Annotated in this window: 1 protein-coding gene; it reads right to left on the reverse strand. The window is 66.8% G+C overall.

All coding sequences use genetic code 11. The annotated features are described in order from the left end of the window. A partial coding sequence (locus ACYVDE_RS21185; protein ID WP_460503525.1) for a bifunctional YncE family protein/alkaline phosphatase family protein occupies positions 1–2,008 on the reverse strand: 2,008 nt, incomplete at both ends.

Here is a 2,008-nt window from a genome sequence, read left to right on the forward strand (position 1 = left end):
GCGCGGCGTCTTCGCGGCTCATGTCGAACCGCTCGGCGCGGCGGGCGGGGGCGTTGTAGGCCGTGTTGCGCACATCCTGCGGCGTGGTGGCGGGGCGGACGGTATAAGGGCGGAAATCGGGCTTGGCAGTGAAGCAGGCCCACAGCGGCAGAGCAGCGGCGTCGTACTGGCTCATGGGCGGCAGGCCCAGAATCAGCTCCAGCGTGCGCAGCATGCCGGACGTAGTGTAGGCCGTGTGCACCACGGCGTGGCGGCGGATGTAGGGACCAATGAGGTAGGCCGTGGAGCGGTGCGCGTCGATGTGGTCGGGGCCGTTCTGGGCATCATCTTCCACTATCATCACCACCGATTCTTTCCAGACGGGGCTTTTGGAGAGGTGCTCTATCATCCGGCCAAGCGCGAGGTCGTTGTCGGCGGCGTACGACCAGGGGTGCAGCTCGCCTTTGCGGGCGCCGTAGGTGTGGTCGTTGGGCAGGCGGATGATGCTGAGGTCGGGCAGCTGGCCGGCGGCCACGAGGCGGTCGAAATCGGCTTCCCACACTTTTTCTCGGTCTACATCGCGCACGTGCAGGTCGAAACCGGCGTAGTCCTGGCAAAAGTGGCCTTCGATGGCCGGCACGCTGGCTTTGCCTTTGTACACAAACTCGCCGTAGCTGCGGTAGCTGCGGCCAGCGCGGCGGCAGTAGTCCCACAGGAAGCCGTCCTTCGGCTCGGCCACTTCGCCGCGACGGCCCTCAAAGTCGTACTCCCCGCCGCGGCTGCTGTAGTTGCTGGGCCAGCTTTTCTCTACAAAATCGGTGGCGTAGGCGGCCGTGCTCCAGTTGTGGCCGTCGGCGCTCACCTCGGCATCGACGTAGAAATTATCGAGCAGCACAAACTCCCGCGTCAGGGCGTGGTGGTTGGGCGTCACCTTCTCCGGAAATAGGCAGAGGCTGGCGTCGCCGTTGCCGGCGGGCAGGTCGCCGAGCACTTGGTCGTAGGTGCGGTTTTCCTTGATGATGTAGAACACATGCTTGATGGGCGACTTCTCCCCCACCCGCTGCGGCACAGGGCTGCCGGCCCCTACTTCGGGCGCAGCCTCCCGCGTTTTGCTGAAGGGCGTATTGGCGTACACCTGCGCCGAGTAAGCCGCCAGGGCCTTTTCGTCGGGCAGGGGCAGGCGCGAGAGGCTGCCGGTGAGCAGCCCGCCGATGTAGCCTTTGCCCACTTCGCCCACATCGCGCCGGGGGTTAGGGCCGTTGGGGTTGGGCTTCGAGGTGGTGCCTTTGCCGTTGGCCACCAGCAGCTGGGTGCCTACCACGCGCACCGCCGTGGGGTACCAACCAGTGGGGATGAAGCCCAGCGGACGGCTGGTAGCCGCGTCTCGCACGTCGAACACGGCCAGGCAGTTGTTGTCGGCGTTGGCGATGAAGAGCTGGCTGTCGTCGGCGCTCAGGGCGAGGCCGTCGGGGGTGCTGCCGGCGGGCGAGGCCGGGAAGAGGGCGGTGTTCAGCGTTTCGGTCACCTGCCCGGCGCGGGTGTCAATCACCGACACCGAGTTGCTGTTGGCATTGGCCACGAACAGGCGGCGGCCGTCGCGGGTCAGGGCCAGGTCGTTGGGGTGGCTCTCGACCGGGATGCTGGCCAGCAGTTGCTGCCGGTCGGAATCGAATACCGCCACCGCGTGGCCGCCCCACAGGCTGATGTAGAGCCGCGCGCCGTCGGGGCTGAGCTGGGCGTCGTAGGCCTCGGCGGGCAGCTTAAGGGTGCGCAGCAGCTGCCGGGTTTTCAGGTCGAAGGTGTAGAGCGAATTGTCTTCGCGCGTCACGGCGTAGAGCAGTTGCCGGCGGCCATCGACGGCGAGGCCAGCCACGCCGATTTTCTGCTTCGGCCACTTCTGGCCCAGCACGAAGGTGCTGTCGGGCCGCAGCTGCTGACCTTCGATTTTGAAGCTATAAATGCGGTTGTGCTGCCCGCCCGAGGCGTAGAGCGTGCGGCCGTCGGGGGCCCAGGCCAGGCCGGCCCAGGC

The sequence above is a fragment of the Hymenobacter agri genome, assembly GCF_054778495.1.